The sequence below is a fragment of the Solwaraspora sp. WMMB335 genome (genome assembly GCF_049179075.1).
Taxonomy (GTDB): Bacteria; Actinomycetota; Actinomycetes; order Mycobacteriales; family Micromonosporaceae; genus Micromonospora_E.
This window is the reverse complement of the sequence record NZ_JBMHMF010000001.1, coordinates 3,898,778-3,923,560: the sequence shown is the minus strand read 5'-3', so window position 1 is coordinate 3,923,560 and position 24,783 is coordinate 3,898,778. Positions and strand designations below refer to the sequence as shown.

Below are 24,783 nucleotides of genomic sequence, written 5' to 3'. Positions count from 1 at the left end.
GCGATCCGGCAAGCCCACGAGCGGAGACAGATCAATGGCAATTCCCGACATTTCACCCTACCCGATCCCGGACCGGGACGCGCTGCCCGGCAACACCACCAGGTGGGCCGTTGACGCAGGCCGGGCGGTGCTGCTCATTCACGATATGCAGGAGTATTTCCTGCGGCCCTTCGACACCGGTCGGCCACCCCTGAACGTCGTGCTCGACGCGTGTGCCCGGCTGCGCGACGTCGCCCGCGAAGCGGGTGTGCCGGTGCTTTACACCGCGCAGCCCGGGGGAATGAGCGTCGCGGACCGCGGGCTGCTGATGGACTTCTGGGGACCAGGCATGCCCGCCGACCCGGAGCAGACCGCAGTGGTCGCACCGCTGCGCCCTGATGAGGGGGACCGGGTGCTGATCAAGTGGCGGCCGAGTGCCTTCGTCCGTACCGGGCTGCTGACGCTGTTGCACGAACTCGGCCGGGACCAGTTGGTGATCTGTGGCGTCTACGCGCACGTCGGTATCCTGACCACCGCGTCGGATGCCTTCGCGTGGGACATCCAGGCGTTCGTGGTGTCGGACGCGGTCGCCGACTTCTCCTCGGCGCTTCATGTCCAGGCGCTCACCTACGCCGCCACCCGCTGTGCGGCCGTGACGACCGCCGAAGACGTGTCGGTCGCGTTCGCCCGAGCCGGAAGCGTCGTGTCGTGAGCGGGGCGTTGGCGGACGTCGCGGGGCCGACACCGCCGCCGGCATTCGCCCTGCTGCACCGGCAGCACACCGCACCGGACGTGGTCGACGTGCTGATCGGCACGGCCGAGACGGTGGACCGGACGGCATGCCTGCCGGTGCCACGCGGTGGCGGCGAGGTGCTGGCCGTACTTCCTTACCGGCAGCTGACCGAGGTCGGTCTACCCTGCCGCGACGACGGGGCGCCGATCCTCACGCTGCGCGTGGACCGGCGGGAGCAGGTCACACCGGACGAGGTCGCCGCCGCGCTGCCGGACGCACCGGTACGCCTGCGCAACGGCGCGTTCGACTTGACCGACGCGGCCTACGCCGCGCTGGTCATGGCCGTGCAGCGGGATCAGATCGGCACCGGGGCGGGATCGAATTTCGTGCTGCGCCGCTCGTACCGGGCCACGGTCGGCGGGTGGGATCCGGCGGTCGCCCTGGCACTGTTCCGTCGCCTGCTGTCGGTGACTACGGGCGCCCACTGGACCTTCCTGATCCACACGCCGTTCCGGACGTTCCTCGGTGCCAGTCCGGAACGGCATGTCGGGTTGCACGCCGGCGTGGTGACGATGAACCCGATCAGCGGCACGTACCGCTACCCGCCCGGCGGCCCCACCGCCCACGGAGTCCTGCGCTTTCTGGCCGATGGCAAGGAGACGAACGAGCTGTACATGGTCGTTGACGAGGAGCTCAAGATGATGAGTCGCATGTGCGACCGGGGCGGCTGGGTGCACGGACCCTACCTGCGTCAGATGCGGAATCTCGCGCACACCGAATACGTGGTCGAGGGCGAGACCGCGCTGGACTCACACGACGTGTTGCGGCACACGATGTTCGCACCAACGGTGATCGGTAGTCCGTTGCGTAGCGCCGCCGACGTCATCTCGCGCTACGAGTCGACCGGCCGCAGCTACTACGCAGGCGTGGCGGCGCTGATCGGTGAAGGTTCGATCGATTCGGTGATCATGATTCGAACCGCGGAGGTCGACTCGGCGGGCCAGTTGCGGCTCGACGTCGGCGCCACGTTGGTCCGCGACTCCGCGCCGGACCGGGAGGCCGCCGAGACCGCTGCGAAGGCGGCCACTCTGCTGGACGCGCTGAACTACCCGGCGGACGGCGCGGTCGACAGGACCGTACCGCAGATCGGTAACACCGCCGCCGTGCGCGCAGCCTTGTCCCGGCGCAACGGCCCGCTGTCGCCGTGGTGGATGTCCCCACCCGATCGGCGTAGCGCCGACCGGCCGTTGCTCGGCCGCCGTATCCTCATCGTCGACGCGGAGGACGGATTCACCGCGATGGGCCGCACGTTGCTCGCCTCGCTCGGGGCCGATGTGGTCGTCCGCCGGTTCGACGAAGACCTGCGGCCCGACGATTTCGACTGCGTCGTGGCCGGCCCTGGCCCAGGCGACCCGCGCGACCACCGCGACCCGCGTATCGTCCGCCTGCAGGACCTGCTGACCGAGCGCCTTGGCGACGGCCTGCCGACGCTCGCGGTGTGCCTCAGCCATCAGATCCTCTGCGCCGCGCTCGGCATCCCGGTACGCCGCCGCGCTGTCGCCCAGCAAGGCGTGCAGCGGCGGGTGGAAGTATGCGGTCGCAGTGAGCTGGTGTACTTCTACAACACGTACGCGGCCTTTGCCGACAGCGATCGGATCACCACCCGGTACGGCACCGTCAGTGTCGACCGGGACGCGGCTTCCGGCGAAGTGCACGCGCTGCGTGGGCGGACGTTCGCCGCCGTGCAGTTTCATCCCTCCTCGGTGATGACGCCGAACGGCCGGGGTATCCTGCGTGACCTCGTCGGCGGTCTGCTCACCACACGGGTGCCGTCGTGACCGGCCAACAGGCTGTCCTCGCGGCGGCGGCACAGCAACCAACCTGGTCGGACCCGGTGGCGTTGGCCGCGGTTACCGCCGAGCTCGCGATCCGGCCCCCACTGGTCATGGCCGACGAGTGCCAGGCGCTGACCGCGCGGCTGGCCATGGTCGCGCACGGCTGGGGCATGGTCATCCAGGGTGGAGACTGCGCGGAGACGTTCGACGCCGTTCGCTACGACAACGTCGCGGGCACCGTCGGCGCACTCCGCCAACTGGCCGGGCAGGTCGCGGCCGCCAGCGGCCGGGAGCCGGTGGTGATCGGCCGGATGGCCGGGCAGTTCGCCAAACCGCGAAGTCGCCCCGTAGAGCAGATCGGTGGCCGAGAGTTGCCTGTCTACCGCGGCGACGCGGTCAACGACCGGACGTTCACCGCCGCTGCCCGCGTGCACGATCCGAGCCGCATGCTCGTCGCCTACCAGGCGTCCGCCAACGTCCTGGCGTACGCGCGCAGGGCGGCTGGCGGCGGCTTTTTCGTATCGCACGAAGGGCTGCTGCTCGACTACGAGTTGCCGCTGACCCGGCCGGCCGGCGACGGTCACTTCGCCGCCTCGGGGCACATGCTGTGGATCGGCGAACGGACCCGTGATCCGCGTAGCGCGCACGTCATCTACGCCGCCGGCATCCGCAACCCGATCGGGCTGAAAGTCGGCCCGTCCACGACCCCGGAGCAGCTGATGGAGGTCGTGCGGGTGTTGGATCCGGAGCGGATCCCCGGCCGGCTCACGCTCATCTCGCGGATGGGCGCCGACCGGGTCGACGCGGTGCTGCCGGCGCTGGTCGCGGCCGTGCGTGCGGGCGGGCACCCGGTGGTGTGGTTGTGCGACCCGATGCACGGCAACACCGTCACCGCGCCGTCTGGACACAAGACCCGGCACGTCGATCGGATCGTTGCTGAGATCAAGGCATTCTTCATGGTGCACCGGGCGATCGGGACTCATCCCGGCGGGGTGCACCTGGAGCTGACCGGCCGGATGGTGACCGAGTGCGTCGACGACCGGAACGTGATGCCTGTTGACGTGCCCAGGTGCTTCGAGTCCGCGTGCGACCCGCGCCTCAACCCGGCTCAGGTACACCGGGTCGGTGAGCTCCTCGCCACGCTGCTCTGAGCTTGGCCGACGCGAAATCCGACGTCGTCTGAGTCAGTGGACGGCGGCCAGGCGTTCGGCTAGCTCGGTACGCCGAGCTACGCCAAGCTTGCTGTACGCGCGCTGCAGGTGGTTCTCCACGGTGCGGATGGAAACGGTCAGCCGGTCGGCGATCTCCCGGTTGCTCTGCCCGACCGCGGCCAGTGCGGCGATTTCGTGCTCCCGTCGGGTCAGGGCCGGTGCCGGCGAAGCGTCCTCCCGCATCCACGGCGGGATCCGGTCCCGGTGCGTGGCGAGCAACTGACGGCACTGGGCCGCCACCGCCTGATGGTGCCGCCGCCGGCCGCCGATCCGGTACGCGCGGTACGCCTGCGCCGCCGACTCGATCGCCAACGGCAACAACCCACCGGCGAGCAGGTCGGCGCTGACCGCCGCCAATCGGCCCGGATCGTTGGCCGCCAGCGCCTCGATGTGTGTCGCCTGTAGCGACATCATCCGGCTTGCCGCCGAGGCCGCTAGAGCGCTCGCCCGGTCGGTGACCAGCCGGGCATCGCCGAGCCGGGCCAGCAGGTAGAGCGCGTTCAGCTCGCCGGCCGGACGGCACGACTGGGCGCACCGCTCAGCCAGCTCCCGGCATTTGGCCCGGGCCCGCGCGGTGTCGCCAAGATGGGCGTCGATCAGCGCGCCCTCCAACGTCATGCCGTCGACCGCGATCGGGAAGGCGAGCGCGGTCCGTTCGGCGCTGCGGGCCTCGGCAAAGACTCGAACCGCCTCGGCGAAGTACCCGCCCTCGGCCAAGCATCCAGCCAGCTGCGCGAGCGTCCAGCTCTGTGTGGTCAGCCATTCCCGGCTGTCGCGCAGCGCCGCAGCCTGTCGGAACATCGCGGCGGCTGCGTCGTGGCGGCCGTGGGCACGCGACAACCGGGCATTCATCACCAGCTGCTGCCGCTGGCCGACCACCGGTCCCGGTTCGGCGGTCAGACGCGCCAGCACCTCGTTGACCAGTTCCAGCCGTCCGTTCAGAAACGCGGCCGTGACCGTCATGATCGAATGGAAGAGGCGGGGCTCGGCCTCCCACGCGTCCAGCTTGTCCCAACAGGCCAGCAGCAGCCGTAGGGCCCGGGCCGCGTCGCCCAGCTCCAGGCTGGCAAGCGCGGCGGGTGGCACGGTCACCTGGGCGATCGGATGATCGGCGGGGTTGCTGCGCAGCACCGTCTCACCCGCCTCGGCCACCTCGTGCAGGCGGTCGGCCAAAAGGTAGAGCGCGATCCGGGCGGACTGCAGCCGCGAGTCCTCCCGTTCCTGATGGTTGGCGAGCAGGACCACCGCGTCGTCGATCTGCCTCAGGCCCCAGATCAGGTTCACCGAGCGGGCGTGCAGTAGGTCACGGTAGTCGGTTGCCTCCTGATCGGCAGGTAGCCGGCCGACCCGCGACCACACCTCCTCAGCCTCGGCATACCGGGATTGGCCGACCAGGGCGTTGCCCAGCCGCAGCGCGGCCCGTGGGCTGTGGGGAAACTCCCCGGGCGGTGCCATCCGCCGGGCCAGTTCCTCGGCGAGCACGAATTTCTGCCTGTCCAGCGCCACATCCGCGGCGGCGGCCAACTCCTCGTCGGCCACCTCGGCTCCTGCGTCGAGCCGTAGCCGCACCACCCGCAGCAGATCCTCGTCCCGGTGACTCGCCCGGGCGATCTGCGCGGCCAGCTCCCGGCGCAGTCGTCGACCGGTCAGCTGAGGCATGGTCGCCACAACGACCTCGGCGCAGAGGGGGTACGCGAGGCTGATGTGAATGCCGTCGGAGTCGCTGGCGGTGACCAGTACTCCACGTTTGTTCAACGACTCCGCCGCCTTGGCCAGTTCCACCACCGCGGGCAGGTCCACCCGCAGCGGTTCGGCCAGCGCCACCATGTTCACCAGCTCGGTTTCCTCCGCGCTCAGCTCGCCGAGCCGCATCCGGACCAGATCCAGCAGGCGGCCGTCGGCCCGCCCCAGCCCTTTCCACGCCCATACGCCGTCCTTGATGGACAGGTCACCCTGCTCGACCGCATGATCGACCAACTCCCGCAGCAGCATCGGGTTGCCGTGGGTGACGAACCAGAGACGATCCACCGAACCTGGGCTCACCGTGCCGCCGAGCCGCTCGTGCAGCAGGTCGGAGGTCGCGGCCCGGTCGAGCGGATGCACCTCGATCCGCTCGGCCAGCCCGTCGAGCCACAGCCGGTTGATCGCCTCGGCGGTGGCGGAGCCGGCGCGCACGGTGCCGATCAGGCGGACATCGTGTATCTCCACCAGGTGATACAGGGCAGCCGCCGATGACGGGTCGAGCCGGTCCAGGTCGTCGATGCCGAGCGCTCGGGGACGCTCCCGATGCAGCGACTTCAGATCGTGGCTTTTGGAATTGCCGTGGTCGGAGATATGGCAGGACAGCCATTCGTCCAAGGTGGTGATGTACCGGGCCGGCCGGGATCGTACGACACCGACCCGGACCACCTCGAAGCCCTTGCCGGCAGCCAAGTCCAGCGCCGCACGGAGCAGGCTGGACCGCCCGACGCCCGCCGCGCCGACGAGCAGGAGGCTGCGGCTCCCGCCGAGAATGTGGTCGATCCGGTCGAACTCGGCCGTTCGTCCGGCAAGCTTCCGCTGTTTCACACCGGGTGTCGTCATGCCCCTGTCCCTGATCGCGACGCACGAGCGCTGAGCGCTGCCCAAGAGAACTGGGTTGATCGGCTCTGATGCGTTGCAGTAGCCGAACCGCTACGAACAGTCATCGACGACGCTAACAGTGGTTGCCTGGTCCTCGCTATGATGGGAATGAGTGGATGTGAAGCGATCCGTGGTGGCGGTCGGCGGGTGTGTGTGGTGGAGCTGCCGAAACTTCCACGCCGTCGTCCACTCGAATCAATCGATGGTGATCGAAGTCACAGCTTGTCTCGTCAGCCAGGTGGCCCGGCATGATCGAAGGTGAGCGGTGGACCCGTGCGGTAGGTCCGGGGCGTCGATTCGGCCTACGACGGCAGGTGGGGCCGGCGGGCTGCTGCTGGGCGATGCGCGGTTGACGATCCCCGCCGACGTGAGGGGATCAGCGGCGCTGTCGCGTGGCTGACGGGCGCAACAGGCCGACCAGGCCGCGCCACACATGGCCGATCGTGGCGGCGGTGCGGATCGTCACCAACGGGTTCCAGAAATCCCGGAAGTGGACGATCCTGCCGTCTTGGAAGCGGACCACGGAGATGTAGACCTGATGGAACGGTCGCTTGGTGACCACCCCCCGGCCGTCGCCCACGAACTCGGCGATCACCAGCTCAGGGTCGGTCGTCTCGTGGAAGGCCAGGCCGGAGAAGCGGACGTCGAACTGCTTCGGGAAGTCCTTCATGTGCTCGTACAGCTCGTCGTGTCCGACGAACCGGGACGGTACGCCCGGCGGCGGGTACGGAAACTCCAGCACCCCGGTCGGGTCGAACAGCTCCACCCACTCCCGGATCCGTCCCTCGGTGATGTATTCGAGGTTGCGGGCGAACAACTGCTGTACGTGTGCCCGGGTCTGCTGGTCGGTATCCACGGTGGCCACCCTTCGATGTCGGTCGTCGTGGGTCGGGGTTCGGGGCGGCGGGTCAGCCCTCGCGGAGCCGGACGAGCCTGGCGAGGTTCCGGTCGATCAGGTTGTCCGGCAACAGTCGGGCGGCCAGGCTCGCGAACCGTACATCGGTGCCGACCGGGTACCGGGTTCTCGGTCGAGCCGCCGTGAGAGCAGCGGCCACCGTCCGGGCGTACTGCTGGGGGGTGGTCCGGCTGCGGCGCACCTGGCCCGCGCTGCGGTGCAGGAAGGCCCGGAACGGTCCCCGGTACAACGCCGCGGTCGGCTCCGGCGCGCCGTCGATGATCTCCGCCCCGGCCTGATCGAGTTTCTCCCAGATCGGGGTACGGATGGCGCCCGGCTGCACCACCGAGACGGTGACGCCGAACGGCCGCAGCTCGCGCCGCAAACTGTCGCTGATCGCCTCCTTGGCGAACTGTGCCGCCGCGTACGCACCGAGATACGGCAGCGCGACCCGGCCGAGCCCCGAGGTGACGTTCACGACCCGGCCCCGGGCGGCCCGCAGCAGTGGCAGGAATCCTTGAATCGTCTCGACCTGACCGATCACGTTCGTCTCCAGCTGCCGCCGGAGCCGCTCGGCGGGCAGGCACTCCAGCGGGCCGGGTTGGGCGACACCGGCGTTGTTCACCAGGCCCCAGAGCCCGGCGCCGTCCAGTCGCCGGGTCACCTCGTCGACCGCCTGCCGGATCTGCGCGGGCTGAGTCACGTCGACGCGCAGCGGATGCAGCCGCCCGGCCGACGACTCCGCGCGCAGCCGTTCGCCGTCGGCCGTGGCGCGTACGCCGGCGAAGACCTGAAAACCGATCCGCTCCAGGTACAGCGCCGCCGCCTCGCCCAGGCCGGACGATGCGCCGGTGATCACCACGGTACGGCCCGTCGGCGTGATCCGGTCTGCTCCCCTGATCATGCTCGGCTCCTCTCCGACCGGCAGCCGATGGCGGCGAGCACCGCGTCGACGCTCGCCGCCACCAGTCGCGCCGCCCGCTCCTGCGGCAGCGCGTCGGGTACGTAGGTGAAGTTCCAGAACAGCCGCCCGTGACTGGTGTTCACAGTGGAGACGAAGTAGCCGCAGACGGACAGGCCGGCGATGAACTGGGCGCCGGACAGCTGCCACGGTCCGACGCGGGCGGGGAAGTCGTACCGGCCGATGTTGGACAGACACAGGTTGACCGGCCCGGTCCGTTCCATCGTCTCGATGAACCGCCCGCTGGCCGCGACCGACCTGGGGCAGGAGATCGTGACCAGGTCGACCATGGCGAAATGGCTGCCGGACCGGCGACGGATAGCGAGATCGCCGCTGATCGAGCGGGCGAGCTGCCACAGCGAGAGTCCCGGACGGTAGCCGACAAAGGTGGGGACGGTGGCGACGTACGCGCCCACGGCCCGTTCGGGCACGGCAGGCACCAGCGCGTCGCGGAAGGTGACCGGGGAGCCGATCGTCACGTGTCCCGGCGCCGGTGCGCCCGTCTCGGCGGCGACGGCCAGCACCATCGCCGCGGCGAGCGCGCCGTGCACCGTGGTCCGCTCCCGGCGGCAGGCCGCCACCAGCGTCTCGACCTGCTCAGGGGTGAGGGTCCGGGCAAGCAGCCGGGTACGTCGCTCGGTGAACGGCACGAATCGGCTCGGCACGACCCGGGCCGGACGGTACCGGCGCACCCGGTACAGGTCCCGGGCCAGCAGCCAGCGCAGCCGCAGCGTGCCGACCAGGCCCCGGTACCGTCGGGGAAACATCGCCTCACAGCCGGGCAGGGCCGGCTCACCGGGCTCACCGGGCTCATCCGGCTCGGCACCGTCGGCACCGTCGGTAGCTCCGGCGCCGCGGCGCACCTGCTCGGCGAGGTCGATCCACTGCCGCAGCAGGGAGAGCACGGTCGTGCCGTCGGCCACGCAGTGCGGCATGGTCAGCAGCAGGTCGTGCACCTCGTCGTCGGGTACGCCGCCGGTCGAGGCCCGGGTCAGCACCACGGTCCGGCACAGCGGACCACGGCGCCAGTCGATCCGGTCGACGAGTTCGTGTTCGTTGATCCGTCGTACCCAGCCAGCCTCGTCGTGGGTCACCTGATGCAGCGGTATCGGCCGGTCGGTCGGCACGAACCGGGGGGAACGGCCGTCCGGTGCGGTGGCGATCGCCACCCGTAGCAGCGGGTGCCTGCGGCGTAGCCAATCCAGTGCGGCACGCAGCAGCGTCGGGGGCAACGGCCCACGCACCTGTACGCGGGCGATGACGTTGAGTGGCGACACCTGATCGGCGATCCAGTACCAGCGTTCGAGCGGGCTCAGCGCCCGCCGTACTTCGGTCGTCGGTGTGTCCGTCGTCGTCGGGTTCATCGAGGCGTCACCTTCATCGAGGCGTCACCGTCCCGTCCGCGGTGCCGGGGAAGGTGAGCGCGATCTCGTTGCGCCGGTCGAGCAGCCGACCGGGCAGCCAGCGCAGGTAGAGCCGGCGGGCCAGATCGGCGAGCGGGTGGGCCAGCTGCTCGACCCGACTCAGCGAGTAGGCCTCGCGGACCATCCAGCGGGTCCGCTCGCGTCGCGCGGTTTCGTAGCGCCGCAGCGCCCGCGGCAGGTCGACCGCCTGACGCAGGCAGTGGGCGAGTACGACGGCGTCCTCCACGGCCACCGCCGCGCCCTGACCGAGGCTCGGCAGCATCGGGTGCGCCGCGTCACCGAGCAGTGTCACCGGCCCGTGGCCCCACCGTTCGAGGAACGGCCGGTCCTGGGCCGGCACGCTGATGATCGCCGACTCGGGTGTCCCGGCGATCGCGGCTCGGACCTCCTCGGCCCAGCCCACGTAGGCCCGTTCGATGTCGGCCTTGCCGCCCCGCCAGTCGCGGGCCACGGCCGGGGCCATGTTCAACGTGCCCCACCAGTAGACCCGGTCGCCGTCGAGCTGCACCAGGCCGAACCGCTGGCCTCGTCCCCAGTAGTGGGCGGCGTAGCCGTCCCGGATTCTCGGATGCCGCAACGGGGTGGTCGCGAGCCAGCAGACATACCCGGGCTCGCGGGGCTGTTCGGGCCCGGCGATCTGCCGGCGGACGACCGAATGAAATCCGTCGGCGCCGATGAGCAGGTCACCCTCGGCGGTCAGCCCGTCGTGGAACTCGACCCGGACCCGGTCGCCGACCACCTGGAACCGCCGGGCCGTGGCGCCGAGTCGCACCGGCGGGTCGCCGGCGGCCGTGAGCAGGGCCTGGTGCAGCTCGGCGCGGTGGATCGCGACATTCTGCGCTCCGAGCCGATCACCGAGATGCGCGAACGGCAGGGTCCTGATCGGCCGGCCGGTAGCGGTGCGCAGTTGCAGCGCCGGGTAGACCCGGCCCCGGCGCTCGACGTCGAGATCGATGTCCAGGGTGCGCAGCGCGATCCGCGCGTTGGCGGTCAGCGACAGGGCCGACCCGGCGGGCCGCAGCTCACCGGCCCGTTCGTAGATCTCCACGTCGATGCCGATCCGGCGCAGGGTGCCGGCCGTCGCCAAGCCGCCGATACCCGCGCCGATGATCAGCGCGGTGGGGCGCCGTCGTCTCGGGGGCGCGGCCCCGTTTGGTGCCGCACCGCTCGTCGCCGGGGTCACGGCCGACGTCACCGCCCACCGCCAACCCGGCCGGGATCGGTCCGGCCGGGTCCGACCCGGCCGGCTGGCCGCGCGGGTGAGCCGGTCAGCAACTCGGTGATCCGGTTGGCCACGTCCGCCACGTACGGTGGCTCCATCAGGGCCAGATGGTCACCGGGTACGTCGAGCACGTCGATCCGGCCCGTGGTCAGTTCACCCCACCCGTTACGGGGGTCGAGGTGCAGCGTTCCGGCGATGTCGTGCATCGGTTTGAGCAGACTCGGCAGTGGGTCGGCGGCCCGTAGCAGCGTGAGGTCCTGGTCGATGACGTCGGGTTGGTAGGCGATGACCGCCTCCCAGTTGGCTTTGAACACCTCGAACAGCCGACGCACCGCGGCCTGCGAGTCGCCCGGGCGTAACACTCCGGCGGCACCGGCCCGGCGGGCGACGAAGTCCAGCTTCGCCTGGGGCGAACCCAGGTCCGCCGGAATCGGCGCCAACACCGGCCGGTCCTTCTCCAGCGGGATCAGCTCCCAGAAGAACCAGTCGAGCAGCACGTCGTCGGTGACCGGCACCGGGTCGCCGGGTCGCCGGGCGATCGGGTCGATGAGGATCAGCCGCTCGACCGGGCCGTCTCCGGCGGCGCCGAGTTGCCGGGCCATCTCGAAGGCCACCACACCGCCGAACGACCAACCGCCGATCGTGTACGGCCCGTTCGGCCGCACCCGGCGGATCGCCGCGAGGTAACTTGCCGCCAGCGCCGGTACGGACCGCAACGGCTCGGTCCCGGCGTCGACGCCGGCCGCCTGAAGCGCGTATACGGGCTGCTCACGGGGCAGATGCCGGGCGAGCGTGAGGTAACAGAGCACGTTGCCGCCGATCGGATGTACCAGGAACAACGGCGGTCGCTCAGCACCGGTGCGGATCGGCACCAGCGGGTCGAACGCCGTCGGATCCGCTCCACCTGCCCGAAGCAGCTCGGCCAGGCTGGACACGGTCGGGGCGGTGACGAAGGCGGAGACCGGCACGGCGACGCGGTACCGCTTCTCGACGAGGGTGACCAGGCGCATCGCGGTGAGCGAGGTGGCGCCCAGCTCGAACAGGTTGTCGTCGACACCGACCTGCGGCAGGTGGAGCAGCTCCGCGACGATCTCCGCGAGGACGTGCTCGTACCGGTTGCGTGGCGCCACCAGCCGTGCGGTCTCCACGCGTAACGGAAGCCCGCGCAACTTTCGGTCGTCGCGTTTGCCGCTCGGCGTCAGCGGCATCTGCGCCAGCCAGTGGAAGTGGGTCGGGACCAGATGCTCGGGCAGCGTTTCCCGTAGCTGCCGGCGCAGGCCGGTGAGATCGACCCGGGCCGGGTCGCCGACGAGGAAGGCGGCCAGGAAGGCGTCGACGTCGTCCCGGCGTCGCGCCACCACCGCCGCCTCGCGGATGCCCGGATGGTGCGCGGCCAGCTTCATGATCGCTATCTCGGCCTCGAGCGGTTCCACCCGGAAACCCCGGATCTTGGTCTGGGTGTCGGTCCGCGCGAGCCAGACCAGGTCACCGTTTGGCAGCACCCGGGCCACGTCGCCGGTGCGGTAGATCCGGTCACCGGGCGGGCCGAACGGGTTGGCAACGAACCGCGCGCTGGTCAGTGCGGGTTGCCGGTGGTAGCCCCGCGCGACCTGGACGCCGCCGAAGTACAGCTCCCCGGCGACCCCGGTCGGCACCGGACGCATCCGTTGGTCCAGCAGGTACATGTCGACCCCGGGAATCGCCGGCCCGATCGGTGGCAGGTTCGGGAAGTGCTCCGGGTCGCCGGTCATCGAGTACGCGGTGACGAGATGGGTCTCGGTCGGGCCGTACTGGTTCTCCAGGATCGCGCCGGCCGGCAGGGTGGCGATGAACCGGCGGATCTCGGCGGTCACCCGCAGCTGTTCCCCTGACGAGATCACCACCCGCAGCGCACGGGGCTGGATCCCGAGCGTCACCGCGGCCTCGGCGAGCTGCTGGAGCGCCACGTACGGCAGGAAGACCCGCTCGACGGACTCCCGGTCGATCAGGCGCAGCAGCTCGGTGGTATCTCGCCGCTGGCGCTCGTCGATGATCTGGAGCGTGCCGCCGGCGCTGATCGTGGTGTAGATCTCCTGGAACGACACGTCGAAGCTGAGCGGTGCGAACTGGAGGGTGACGCCGCCGGCCGCCGCGCTGGCCGCGTCCACCTGCCACGCCTGGTAGTTGTCGAGCGCGGCGTGGGACATCGCCACTCCCTTCGGCACGCCGGTGGAACCGGAGGTGAAGAGCACGTAGAGCACGTCCTGCGGCCGGTTCCGGGGCAGCGGCACCGGCGCGACGGTCCGCTGTGGTGCGAGGAGATCCTCGACGACGAGCACGTTGGCGGGCTCGCCGACCAGCCCGGCATGCCGCCGGTCCGCGACGACCCGGGCCGGCCGCGCCTGGGCGAGCATCGCCGCGATCCGCTCCGGCGGATAGGTCACGTCCAGCGGCACGCAGGCCGCGCCGGCGCGGGCGATGCCGTAGATCGACGCGATCATCTCGGGGAAGCGGCCCACCGCGACCCCGACCAGGTCGCCCGGCCGCACGCCGGCATGGATCAGTGCGTACGCGATCCGGTCGACCTCGTGCTGGAACCGTGCGTACGTCCACCGTCGGGCTCCGGCAGCGACCGCCACCGCGTCCGGGGTCCGACGTACGTGGCCGGCGAGGCGGCGGACGATGTCGCTGTGCGCCGCGGCCGGCTCGGCCGTCGTGGTCGGCTCGGCCGGGGTGACCGGAGCGACCAGAAACCCGAAGTCCGGCGCGCCGTCCGGCTCGTCGGTGATCCGGTCGAGGATCCGCCCGAACGTGTCGGCGATCAGGTTGGTCTGCGACCGGGTGATCCTGCGGTGGTCCGCGTCGATCCGCAGCGAGATGCGCTGCCGGGCCGGATGGACGAACACGTTCAGCAGCAGCGTGAAGTTGGTTTCCTCCCAGGCGTCGAAGCCGAGCGGTTCGATCGTGGGTAGTTCGAGCAACGGCGCAAGGACGTGCATGTGCACGTAGTTGAAGGCCAGCTCGAAGACCGGCCGGCCGCCCCGGTCGTGCTGGATGGCGTGCAGGGGATAACGCCGGTACGGCTGGCATTCCTGCTCCCGCCGGTGCACCTCGCGGACCGTCGCCAGCCAGGAGGCGGGTCCGGGCCCGAGGCGCACCGGCACCGTGTTCAGGAAGAGCCCGGCCATCCGCTCCGCCCCGGCCAGCTCCGGGCGGCCATGGGTGACCAGCCCGACGGTCACGTCCGTGGCGCCGGAGTACAGCCGCAGCGTCAGGCAGTAGGCGGCGAGGAACACCGTCTTCACCGGCAGTCCGTGATCGCGCGCGAAGGCGCGTACCCGCTGTTCCAGGCCCACCGGCAGATCGATCAGCTGCACCGGTGGCTCGTCGCCACCGGGCGGCTCGTACTGCCGGAAGCCGTCCAGTTGGGTCAGCTCGGCACCGTCGAGCCGGTCGGCCCAGAAGCGCCGGGCCGGTGTCGAGGCGAGCGCGCGGCGTTCCTCGACGGCGTACGCCGTCGGGCCGGGCAGCGCCGTCTCGGTGACCGCCTCGATTCCGGCGCCGATCAGATGCAGGTAGTCGCGGAACAGGTCACCGACGACGGTGGCCACGCTCCAGCCGTCCAGGAGCACGTGGTGGAAGCTGAACACCAGGTCGACCACGCCGGAAGGGAGCAGGTGCGCCCGGAACAGGAACAGCGGCGGCTGATCGAAGGCGTACCGGTGGCGACGCCGTTGCCGCATGTGTGCCAGCACCTCGGCGCGTGCGGCGTCCGGCTCAAGCGTACGTAGATCGGCGACGTCGATACCGTCGGCGATCCGGGTGTGCACGATCTGCAGCGGTTCGGTGCAGCTACCCAGGTCGAAGGAGGAACGTAGGCCCGGGTGCCGGGCGACGAGCCGGTCGTACGCCGTGCGGAACGCCACCTCGTGCCACGGCATCCGGACCGAGTAGCGGAATACGTCGTGGTAGGCGGTGGCCGCCTCGTGCTCGCTGCTGTGGTAAAGAAGCCCCAGCTGGAGCGCGGTGGCGGGGCAGGCGTCCGCCGCCTCGCCGAGCCGGGCCCGGTCCAGCGGGGAGACGAGCGCGAACGGGCTATCCGTGGCGGGCGGGGCGAGTGGCTGGTCGGCCGGTTGGTCGGCCGGCGCGGTGTGCCGTATCCGGGCCGCCAGCGCCGCCACGGTCGGCCGCTCGGCCAGGTCGGCCAGGGTGAAGCGCAGACCATGTCGCTGCGCCTCGGCGACCACCCGCAACGCCAGGATCGAGTCGCCGCCGATGGCGTAGTAGTCCTGGTGAATGCCGACCGACGGCAGGTCGAGCACCCGCGACCAGATCGCGGCGAGCGCCCGCTCCACGTCGTCACGGGGCTCCTGCCGTGGCTCCGGCCGCCGCTGCGACACGGGCCCGGGCAACGCCACGACGTCGAGCTTGCCGTTCGGGGTGAGGGGCACTCGGTCCAGCCGACCGAAGTAGGCGGGCACCATGTAGTCCGGCAGCTGGCGCAGCAGATGGCCGCGCAGCCGCACCGGATCGAGCTCCGCCTCCGCCACGTAGTAACCCGCCAGGTGGGTGCCGCGGCCGGGGGAGGTGCGGGCCACGACCACCGCCTCGCGGATCCCCGGGTAGCCGGCGAGTGCCTGTTGGACCTCGCCGGGCTCGACCCGGTTGCCCCGGATCTTCACCTGCCCGTCGAGTCGGCCCAGGTATTCGAGGTTGCCGTCGGCGAGCCACCGCGCGAGGTCACCGGTGCGGTACATCCGGCCCTCGCCGCGGACCGGGTCGGTGCCGAACCGGGCGGTGCCCGGCCCTGTCCCGTCGGCTTGCGCCCGGTCAGCCCCCGCTCCATCGGCTCCGGCGCGTCCCAGGTAGCCCCGGGCGACGGCGACGCCGGCGACGCAGAGCTCGCCGGGCACGCCCACCGGCTGCGGCTGGTCGTCGCGGCCCAGCACGTACAGTCGGACGTTGTCGATCGGGCGGCCGATCGGAATCCGCCGCGTCGGCCGGTCGGGGTCGGGGTGGCACTCGTGGTGCGAGACGTCGACCGTCGCCTCGGTCGGCCCGTACAGGTTGACCAGCCGGGGTCCGGTGGTCGATCCGGCGTGTGGGGCGGTGGCCGGGCCGGCGCCCGGCGCGCGGTGGCACAGCCGGTGGAACTGATCGACCCGACGGGCCGGCAGCTCCTCGCCGCTGGCGAAGACCAGCCGGAGCGAGTCGGCCTGCCGGCGCCGATCCGGCGCCTGTTCCAGCAGGTCGAGAAACGGCCCGAACATCGACGGTACGAAGTGGATGACCGTCACGCCGTGCCGCGCCACGGTGGTCGACAGCGCACCCGGATCCCGGTGCACACCGGGGCCGGGCAGGACCAGTCGGGCGCCCGCGAAGGCCCACCAGAACAGCTCCCACACCGAGACGTCGAACGAGATCGGCGTCTTCTGCACCAGCACGTCGTCGCCGTCGAGGGGATATCGACGTTGCATCCAGGCCAGCCGGTTGACCACCGAACGGTGCTCGACCATCACCCCCTTGGGCGCTCCCGTCGACCCCGAGGTGTAGATGACGTACGCGAGGTCGCCGGCCCCGGCGAGCGGTTCGACCGGGTCGCTCGGACCGGTCGCCAGCGTGTCGAGGTGGCGCACGGTCAGGCCCGCGACGGCGTCCCGGTCGCCGCCCTGCGGCGTCGGCTGGGCAACGGTGGTCAGCAGCACCTTGGCACCGCTGTCGGCGAGCAGGTACCGGATCCGGGCGGGCGGATGGTCCGGGTCGAGAGGAACGTACGCCCCACCCGCCTTCAACGTGCCGAGGATCGCGACGAGCAGTGGCGTTCCGCGCTCGGCCAGGATGGCCACCCGGTCGTCGCGGCCGACGCCGTCGGCGCGCAGCGCCCGGGCCACTTGGTTGGCCCGCGCGTCGAGGTCGGCATAGCTGAGCGTCTCGCCGGTGCCGTCCACCACCACGGCGATCCGGTCGGGCGTGCGGGCCGCCTGTTGCTCGAACAGCCCGTGCAGCGTCGCGTCGGCCGGGTAGTCCACCTCGCAGCCGGCGTAGCCCTCGGTGACCTGGTCGCGTTCGGCGTCGGTGAGCATCGGGATCCGGGCCAGGGGCTCCTCCGGCCGGTCGAGCGCGTTGCCGATGAAGGTGTCGAGATGCCGGCCCAGCGCCTCGACCGGGAAGTTCTCGTCGAACACGTCGCGGGAGTAGTCGAGATCGACCGTCAGCGCGCCGTCGTCGTACTCGTTGACGAGCACGGCCAGGGCGTCCTGCTCGTGCACCCGGCTGGCGGCCACCGTCCGGTGGGTGACGCCGGGAATCGGCTCCGGTTGCGGCCACCGCAGCCAGGACAGAGTCACGTCGTAGAGCTGTCGGGGCCCGTTCGGCGGCATGATCTCGCGCAGCAGTTCGCCCCGGGACAGGCGTTGGTGGGTACGCAACGAGCGCAGGGTCCGTTGCAGCTGCGCCACCAGCTCCGGCACGGTACGCGTACCGGGAACCGAAACCGGCACCGGCAGCTCGTTGGCGAAGTGGCCGACCGTCTGCCGCTGCGCGTAGGTGCTCCGGTTGAGCACCGGCACTCCGAGCACGATCCGATCGGTGCGGTGGATCCGGCCGAGGTAGACCGCGAGGGCCGCCGCGAAGAAGGTGAACGGTGACTGACCGGTGGACCGGATCCGGTCGACGAGATCCCGGCGCAGGGGGTAGCTGTACCGGGCGGTCCGGTACCGGCCGGTGGCCCGAGCGGGGAACAGCGCCGGGGTGACCCCGTCGAGGTCGGTGCGGAAGTGTTCGATGTCGCGCTGCCGCTGGACGGACCCGGTGTAGTCCCTCGTGTCCCGGGCGAAGTCCAGGTAGGAGAGGCGGTGACCGGACGTCGCGGCCGGTCGCGCGACGGCCGCTGGGGCAGCCCGCCCCGCCATGGACGCGGTGGCGGTCCGCCCCGCGACTGCTGCCGCGTACCCGGCGCAGACCTGCCGCAGCAGCAGCCGGCCGCCCCAGCCGTCGGTGACCAGGTGGTGCGCGTTGAGGTACGCGTAGGCCACGGACTCGCTCTCCCGGAGCAGGGCCACCCGGTACAGCCGGCTGCGACGCAGTTCGAACGGCTGGGAGAACGCCTGCGCCATCCACGAATGGCATGCGTGGTGGGGGTCGGGTGCACCGCTGAAATTGTGGACCTCGATCACCGCCGGCTCAGGCTCCACCCATTGGAAGAGCTGCCCGTTTTCCTCGTCGAAACGTAGTCGCAATGCGTCGTTACATTCCACGGCCTGACGCATGCAGGTCAGCAGGAGTTCATGGTCGAGTGGTCCGACGAACTGTTCGTGGCCACAGACATTGAACTGGGGAAGGTCCGGAGATAAGCGACTTGCGACCCAGATGTCTGATTGGTAGGTGGTTAGCGGAGTCCGGCCCGAATCCACCACTGGTCACCTTTCTGCTCGCTACCGCTCACTGACCTGGGACTCTGGTGATCGCTCGTGATGGTGTCGGGATCAGCTGTGCAGGTGACATCGCGGCAGCCTGAATTGGCCGCCACGGACGGACCGCGCGGCGGCGGAGGTCGTGCGAAGCCGGCTACCTGTTCCTGGCACCGGTTACTGACGTGCGCGCAGCACAACCTACTGACGTGCGCGCAGCACAACCTATTCGAGCTGCGCCTTTACGCCACCGCCTTCCGTTGATCACTCCGGGTCAGCGTACCCGATAAGTGACTCGATGTCATCGTCGAAAGTCAATCTTCATCACTTCACCGCTGGTGCCAGGCAATCTTGGACCGTTGCGCCTCGACCATCGACTACGGTATAAGTAATTCGGTCACCGCACGCGACTTCTTTGCGTTGATCGGGGCAGGCGGAGCCGTTTCACCAGCTGTTTCGGGAAGGGACTGGGGCGGGTGGACGCACTGGGCCGGCGATCCGAGACCGGCATCGCGCACCGGGCGGTGCGCGCGTCGAAGGACGGGCCCGGAACCCTGCTGCGGTGGACGGCCCGGCACGGGTTGCTGCGGCTCGGCATCGCCGCCGCCGCGCGCCGGGGCGATGCGCAGGCCCGCCACTTCCTCGACCCGGCGATCCGCGAAGACCCGTACCCGTTCTACCACCGGGTCCGCCACACCGGTGCGCTCGTACGCGGCCACCTCATGTGGAGCACCGCCCGACACGACACGGTCACCGAGGTGCTGCGCAGCGACGCGTTCAGCGTGAATCCGGACACGCTGCCGTTGCCCGCCCCGGTCGCGCTGCTGCGCGCTCTCGGCCGGCGACGGATGCCGATCGGGCCGATCGACCCACCGTCGATGCTGGTCACCGACCCACCGGAGCACACCCGTTACCGCCGGCTCGTCGTCAAGGTCTTCACCGCGCGGGCGGTCGAGAACCTGCGGCCCCGGGTCGAGCGGCACTGCGCCGACCTGCTCGACGAACTGGGCCGGGCCGCCGCGGACGGCGGGCCGGTGGATCTGGTCGCACACTACGCCGGCCTGCTACCGGTCACCATGATCGCGGAGATCCTCGGCGTACCGCCGCAGTTGCGGCAACGGTTCCTGGACTGGGGCGCGGCCCTGTCGCCGGCGCTGGATCTGGGACTGTCCCTGGGCCAGTTCCGGCGCGTCGAGGCGGGTATCCGGCAGCTCAACGACTGGCTGCGGGGACACTTCGCCCGCCTGCGCGCCAACCCCGGCGACGACCTGCTGAGCCAACTGGTGCTGCTGGACAGCGACGGCGAACAGCTGACCGACGACGAGCTGGTCGCCCTCGCCGGCCTGCTGATGGCGGCCGGCTTCGAGACGACCGTGAATCTGCTCGGCACCGGCACGGCGTTGCTGCTGGCCCACCCTGGGCAACTCGCCCTGCTGCGCGCCGAGCCGCACCGGTGGCCCAACGCGGTGGAGGAGATCCTGCGCTACGACTCCCCGGTGCAGACGACCGGTCGGTACTGCCGCGTCGACACCGAGGTGGCCGGGGTACGGCTGCGTCGGGGCGAAATCGTCATACCGATGCCGGGTGGCGCCAACCGGGACCCGGCCGTCTTCGCCGACCCGGACCGCTTCGACGTGACCCGGAGCAACGCGCGTGACCATCTCGCCTTCTCCAGCGGGGCACACTACTGTCTCGGCGCCAACCTGGCCCGGCTCGAAGGCGAGATCGGACTGCGCAGCCTGTTCGAGCGATACCCCGACCTGGCGCTCGGCGGGGCGCCGAGGCGCCGGCCGACCCGCGTGCTGCGCGGCTACGACCATCTGCCGGTACGGCTGAAGCCATGACCCGGGCCGCGCCGCGCAGACCGATCATGTTCGCCAGTTCGTCGCACGCAGGGCAGCTCAACCCGCTGCTGACCATCGCCGCCGAGATGTCCCGACGGGGGGAACCCGACCTCTGGTTCAGCGTCGACGCCGACGCCCGGCACCGGGTCGAGTCGGCCGCGACCGGCAGCCCACTTCGATACCTGCCCGGCTCGGACGTAGCCATGCGGGTCGACGGCGAGTTGTACGCCGCGATGACCCGAGGACCCCGCACCACCGCCGGCGTGGCCGCGCTCGCCCGGACCACGCGTACGGCCGGCGCGACCGGGCAGGTCTACCAGCGGACCCTGGCGCACATCGACCGGGTCGATCCCCGGCTGATGGTCATCGACGTGCTGAGCCTCGGCGCGCTCGACGCGGCGACGACCGCGGGCGTGCCGTACGTGCTCAGCGTGCCGTACCCGGTCAGCGCCGCCTATCTGAGCCGCCTGCCGTGGGACTATCCGACGCCGGCCTCCGGGCTCGGCCGCCAGCTGACCACCGGGCAGAAGCTGACCAACGCACTGTTCCGCGTACGGCTGCAGTTGGCGCTGCTGCGGGCGGTGGCCGGGCCGGCCTGGCGGCGCCGGGCCCAGGGACTGGCCAATGCCTCCGGCGATCCCGCGAAGTACGCCGCTGCCGCGGTCGCCGTCTTCGGTTACACCGTGTTCGGGCTGGAGTACCCCTTTCCCACTCCGGACAACGTGCACCTGCTGGGCGCGATGGTGCCCGAGGTCCGCACCCCGCCCGACCAGCCTCGCGACGAGTTGACCGACTGGCTGGACCAGCAGACCAGCGTGGTCTACGTCGGTCTGGGTACGTTGGCCGCACTCTCCGCCGCCCAACTCGACGCGTTCGCCGAGGCACTTGGCCGCATCGGTCCACGGCACCAGGTGCTGTGGAAACCTCCGGCCGACCGACGCGCGGCGCTGACCGGTCCGTTGCCCGCGCACATCCGGGTCGAGGAGTGGATACCGTCGCAGCTGGCCGTGCTCGCCCATCCGAACGTGCGGGCCTTCGTCTGCCACGGCGGGGCAAACGGCTTCCACGAAGGCATCTACTTCGGACAACCGATGCTGCTCACCCCGTTCTGGCTGGACTGCTACGACATCGCGGCCCGGGCGGTCGACGCGGGCGTCGGGTTGGCCCTCGACCACCCGCCACGGGTGGATCCGGACGAGGTGGCCAGCAAACTGCACCGGCTGCTGTCGGAGGACGGTTTCCGGCAGCGCAGCCGTTACTGGGGCGAGCAGAGCCGCAGAGCGGGCGGTGTGGGGCACGCGGCGGACCTGTTGCGCGACCTGGCCGGCCGCGCCGAGCGACCACTGGAGACGGTATGAACGCACAGGTGCTGCGAATTCTCGACAAGGTGGCGCCGAGCGAGTTCTTCCCCGCCGTACCACAGAACTTCGTCGTCCGCCCGGACGGGCAGCTACCGGCGCGGGACCTGCTGTACCGCCCGGACGTCAGCCTCTACTGCCTCGACACGGACGATCAGTTGGCGTACTTCGTCGAGACCACCCCGGGCGTCGACCTGACCATGGCACCGTTTCTCTACCTCGCCCAGTACCAGCACGCCCGGCAACTGTTCACCGTGCCGTACGACACACTGCACCGCATCGCTGGTGAGGTGCCGGACCCGGCGCGGCTGATCTGCGTCTACTCCGTCGGACGCTGCGGCTCCACCGCGGTCAGCCATGCGCTCGGGGCGGTGTGCGGTGTGCGTAGCTACTCCGAGCCCGACGTCTTCACCCAGATCGCCGTGCTGCGGTACGAGGATCCCGCTCGTGACGACGAGTACGCGAAGCTGATCAGGAGCTGCACCCGGCTGCTCGGCCGAGGCGCCGGGACGCTGTCGGTGAAGTTCCGCGCCGGCGGTATCCACCTCGCCGACCTGTTCCAGCAGGTCTTCCCGGACGCGCGGAGCCTGTTCCTCTACCGGCACGCCGAGCGGTGGTTGGAGTCGATGCACGAGGGTTTCACCGCCCACCTGCCCGGTCCGCAGGAGCGGCAGACGTTCCTGCGGTACGTCGTCGCCCAGGCACCGCTGCTGATGCCCTTCGCGGTCCGGCACCAACGCCAACCCACCACGGTTGAGGCGTACCTGCTCACCTGGCTATCCACCATGGATACCGGCCTGCGGTTGAGCCGCGCCGGTGGGTCCTTGCTGCCGGTTCGGTACGAGGACTTCACCGCTGATCCGATAGCGACGCTGGCCGCGCTGCTGGCCTACTGCGGCTTGCCCGCCGACGAGATCGACGTGGCGTACGAGACGCTCGAAGCCGATTCCCAGGCAGGGACCCTGCTGTCGCGGGCGAACCGGCAACGTGCCGGGACACCGGCGCTGCGGGACGAGGAGTACGCCCAGGCACGCGCGGTACTCGCCGAGCATCCGACGATCAACGTGCCCGACTTCGCCGTACCGACGTGAGGTCTGCCGGCTGAGTAGACAGATGACCGCCGGCCGTGGGACCGGCGACACTGATGGTCCTCGTACTGGACGGGCTCCGCCGGTCATACCCAGACAGCCAGCACGATCAGGACAGTGTCGGCGAGTTGCCGTGAGACCTGTCTTCCTGGTGCCCGCGCCCTGACTTGGGTCATGTAGTGCGTACGACGATCGGTGCGGCGTTTCCGCTGCAGGAGCACCTTCGCACTGGATAGCGGCGCGTCGGCTTGACGGATACTTCACGGCAGGTCGCCGCGCCGAGATCGGAAGGTGATCGTCAACGTGGCCCGGGTCGGGATGCACCATGCCGCCGCCGTGCTCGGCTGCCGGCTTACCCGTTGCCTGCTGCCGCTGAGCCCGTTGTGTCCGGCTGGACGGCGGCTGACCGTCGGTGGATGAGCCGGCGTAATCACGCACGGTCACGAATGTGATGTCACCTCCTGCCCATTTCGGGCGCTGCGTCGTGCTGCCTCCGTCCAGCCATCGTCATGTCCGCGGCGAGTGGAGCCAGACTGACGTCATCCTTGGCTTTTGAGGTGTGCCAGAGTCCACTCGCGATGGAGATCCCGTGTTACCCGGGCCGGCTCCAGCTCCCTGGTCACCGTGAGTGACCCGACTGGGGTCATGTGGTGCGTACGACGATCGGTGCGGCTTTTCCGCTGGTGGCAGCGGTGCCGCCCGTTGAGCGCCCCGGGCCGGAGGAGCGCCTTCGCTCTGGATGGCGGCGTGTCGGGGTGGGCGGATACCTGGCATCCGCCGGCGTGGGTCCTGGTGGGCACGTCGTGGTCGGCGACCCTTGCGGCTCTTCCGGTAGGCTTGGTCATCCACATCGGATGCCCGTGTCTCTTCCTGGGCGTAGGGAAGTCGCCGAGATGGAACATCGTGCCGAGGTCAGGGTGTCGGGTAGTGCGCAGATTTCGACACTCGCGAGCAACACGGCAGGTCACAGCGCCGAGATCAGAAAATGATCTTCAACGTGACCCAACTCGGGTCATACCCAGACAGCCAGCACGATCAGGACAGTGTCGGCGAGTTGCCGTGCGACCTGTCTTCCTGGTGCCCGCGCCGGCGTCGAGGGCAGGCTCGACGCCGGCGCGGGGTGTGTGCTGGTGGCGATGTTCGGCCGTGTTGTTGAACGACCTGGCTGCGTTGCCGCTCGCGGCGCCACAGGCTCAGGCCTTCCAGTTGGCCTTGATGTCATCGACGATCGCGCGCGCGATGTGCAGGGTCTGCGCACCTCTCGACGCGTAGGTGGCGCCGCCGTTGTGGGGGGTCAGGACGACATTGTCCATCTTGCGGAATTCCGCCGGCACGTAGGCGTCGTGGACGAGCGGCGGCTCGGTGCGGAAGACCTCGAGGCCGGCGCCGGCGATGGTGCCGTCCTGCAGCGCCCTGATCAGGGCCGACTCATCGACGATGCGGCCGCGGGCGACGTTGATGAAGTACGCGGTCGGCTTCATCGACTTGAACTGCTCCGCACCGACGAGCTCGTAGTTGGCATCCTCGAAGTTGACCAACAGGCACACGTAGTCCGACTGGGTAAACAGTTCGTCAGGCTCGGCCCACTCGACGCCCCACTTTGCTTCCTCCTCGGGGGTCAGCCGGGTGCGTTTGTTGTACAGGACGGTCATGTCCATGTTTCTGAGCACTCGAGCCGCCTGCTTGGCGACCTTGCCGAAGCCGTAGAGGCCGACCGTCTTGCCGGTGGTGCCCTGGCCCATGAACTGCATCGTCATCTCTTGGAAGAACCCGACGCCGCGCAGATAGTGGTCGGCTTCGGTGACGCGGTACGCGAGGTTGAGCAGTAGCGTCACCATCAGCTGGCCGGTCGCCCGTGGGTTCAGCCCGTACCCCTCCATCGTGTACCCGTCCGGGTCGGCCGGCGGCTCGGGGCGCTTGGCCTCCAGTATCCTGACTCCGGAGGCCTTGATCGCCTCGGCGTCGTGCAGGTCGGCCCGGTAGCCGGAGGTCCCGATGCCTACGAGCTTGGAGCCGGGCCCGAACAGGGATGCCCGGATCGGCGTGTGGTGCATGCAGAACAGGTAGTGTGAGCGCCTGGCTGCGCTCGCGAGTTCGTCCAGGCTCGCGTCGCGGTGGGTCCAGGGGAAGACCTCGACATCGCCGTACTGGCGCATCAGATCAAGCGCCGGATCGGGAATCGGCAGCGGTACATAGATCTTAGGAAGCACAGGTTACTCCTTC

14 protein-coding genes are annotated in these 24,783 nt (G+C 70.3%); 7 read left to right on the top strand and 7 right to left on the bottom strand.

The window, feature by feature from the left end; all coding sequences use genetic code 11:
* Window positions 1-34: 34 nt before the first annotated feature.
* The 3 genes from ACN27F_RS16900 to ACN27F_RS16890 are packed head-to-tail and all read left to right on the top strand — an operon-like array spanning window position 35 to window position 3,698.
* Window positions 35-691: an isochorismatase family protein gene (locus ACN27F_RS16900; protein ID WP_421434478.1), complete on the top strand. Its 657-nt coding sequence runs from the start codon at window positions 35-37 to the stop codon at window positions 689-691.
* On the top strand, window positions 688-2,550 hold the full coding sequence (locus ACN27F_RS16895) for an anthranilate synthase family protein (protein WP_421434477.1): 1,863 nt from the start codon (window positions 688-690) through the stop codon (window positions 2,548-2,550). The genes ACN27F_RS16900 and ACN27F_RS16895 overlap by 4 nt, the downstream gene beginning before the upstream one ends.
* Window positions 2,547-3,698 (top strand): 3-deoxy-7-phosphoheptulonate synthase, encoded by a 1,152-nt coding sequence (locus ACN27F_RS16890; RefSeq protein WP_421434476.1) that lies wholly within the window; start codon window positions 2,547-2,549, stop codon window positions 3,696-3,698. The genes ACN27F_RS16895 and ACN27F_RS16890 overlap by 4 nt, the downstream gene beginning before the upstream one ends.
* A gap of 33 nt (window positions 3,699-3,731) precedes the next feature.
* Here ACN27F_RS16890 and ACN27F_RS16885 read toward each other — a convergent pair whose 3' ends face one another.
* The 6 genes from ACN27F_RS16885 to ACN27F_RS16860 form a co-directional block, all read right to left on the bottom strand.
* Window positions 3,732-6,341, bottom strand: a complete 2,610-nt coding sequence (locus tag ACN27F_RS16885; RefSeq protein ID WP_421434475.1) for a LuxR C-terminal-related transcriptional regulator — start codon at window positions 6,339-6,341, stop codon at window positions 3,732-3,734.
* A 415-nt stretch (window positions 6,342-6,756) separates the two neighbouring features.
* On the bottom strand, window positions 6,757-7,236 hold the full coding sequence (locus ACN27F_RS16880) for a nuclear transport factor 2 family protein (RefSeq protein ID WP_421434474.1): 480 nt from the start codon (window positions 7,234-7,236) through the stop codon (window positions 6,757-6,759).
* A gap of 52 nt (window positions 7,237-7,288) precedes the next feature.
* The gene (locus tag ACN27F_RS16875; protein WP_421434473.1) at window positions 7,289-8,179 is read right to left on the bottom strand and encodes an SDR family NAD(P)-dependent oxidoreductase; all 891 of its coding nucleotides are present in this window, start codon (window positions 8,177-8,179) and stop codon (window positions 7,289-7,291) included.
* Window positions 8,176-9,600, bottom strand: coding sequence for a phthiocerol/phthiodiolone dimycocerosyl transferase family protein (locus tag ACN27F_RS16870; protein ID WP_421434472.1), 1,425 nt, complete (start codon window positions 9,598-9,600; stop codon window positions 8,176-8,178). Before ACN27F_RS16870 ends, ACN27F_RS16875 begins: the two co-directional genes overlap by 4 nt.
* A 13-nt stretch (window positions 9,601-9,613) precedes the next feature.
* Window positions 9,614-10,855, bottom strand: coding sequence for an FAD-dependent monooxygenase (locus tag ACN27F_RS16865; protein WP_421434471.1), 1,242 nt, complete (start codon window positions 10,853-10,855; stop codon window positions 9,614-9,616).
* A complete protein-coding gene (locus ACN27F_RS16860; RefSeq protein ID WP_421434470.1) occupies window positions 10,852-18,273 on the bottom strand; it encodes an amino acid adenylation domain-containing protein in 7,422 nt (2,473 codons plus the stop codon). Before ACN27F_RS16860 ends, ACN27F_RS16865 begins: the two co-directional genes overlap by 4 nt.
* Before the next feature lie 473 nt (window positions 18,274-18,746).
* On the opposite strand from ACN27F_RS16860, the gene ACN27F_RS16855 reads away from it, so the two are divergent.
* The 4 genes from ACN27F_RS16855 (at window position 18,747) to ACN27F_RS16840 (ending at window position 22,980) form a co-directional block, all read left to right on the top strand.
* On the top strand, window positions 18,747-20,114 hold the full coding sequence (locus ACN27F_RS16855) for a cytochrome P450 (RefSeq protein ID WP_421434469.1): 1,368 nt from the start codon (window positions 18,747-18,749) through the stop codon (window positions 20,112-20,114).
* Window positions 20,111-21,472, top strand: a complete 1,362-nt coding sequence (locus ACN27F_RS16850) for a glycosyltransferase (protein WP_421434468.1) — start codon at window positions 20,111-20,113, stop codon at window positions 21,470-21,472. Before ACN27F_RS16855 ends, ACN27F_RS16850 begins: the two co-directional genes overlap by 4 nt.
* Window positions 21,469-22,563, top strand: coding sequence for a sulfotransferase (locus tag ACN27F_RS16845; RefSeq protein ID WP_421434467.1), 1,095 nt, complete (start codon window positions 21,469-21,471; stop codon window positions 22,561-22,563). The genes ACN27F_RS16850 and ACN27F_RS16845 overlap by 4 nt, the downstream gene beginning before the upstream one ends.
* A gap of 288 nt (window positions 22,564-22,851) precedes the next feature.
* On the top strand, window positions 22,852-22,980 hold the full coding sequence (locus ACN27F_RS16840; RefSeq protein ID WP_421434466.1) for a hypothetical protein: 129 nt from the start codon (window positions 22,852-22,854) through the stop codon (window positions 22,978-22,980).
* A gap of 773 nt (window positions 22,981-23,753) precedes the next feature.
* Here ACN27F_RS16840 and ACN27F_RS16835 read toward each other — a convergent pair.
* A complete protein-coding gene (locus ACN27F_RS16835; RefSeq protein ID WP_421434465.1) occupies window positions 23,754-24,770 on the bottom strand; it encodes an NAD(P)-dependent oxidoreductase in 1,017 nt (338 codons plus the stop codon).
* Window positions 24,771-24,783 lie beyond the last annotated feature (13 nt).